The organism is Streptomyces beijiangensis, assembly GCF_017315755.1.
Classification (GTDB): domain Bacteria; phylum Actinomycetota; class Actinomycetes; order Streptomycetales; family Streptomycetaceae; genus Streptomyces; species Streptomyces beijiangensis.
In genome coordinates, this window is the sequence record NZ_JAFLRJ010000865.1 from 1 (window position 1) to 208 (window position 208).

The following is a 208-nucleotide window of genomic DNA, read 5'->3' on the forward strand; positions in this document are numbered from 1 at the left end:
GTACAGCAGCCCCTCCCGGCCGCCCGTCATCGAAGAGGTCGCGAACAGCCCGATCAGGACCGTCCCGACGATCCCGCCGACCAGGTGCACACCGACCACGTCGAGGGAGTCGTCGTAGTTCAGCCGGAACTTCCAGCCGACGGCGTACGAACAGAGCACACCGGCGCCCAGCCCCACCACCAGCGCCCCGACCAGTCCCACGACCCCG

At 69.7% G+C, this 208-nt stretch carries 1 pseudogene; it reads right to left on the reverse strand.

Features of this window, described 5'->3' with window-relative positions:
* Positions 1-208, reverse strand: a pseudogene (locus J0695_RS44720) (ammonium transporter); the annotation flags it as partial.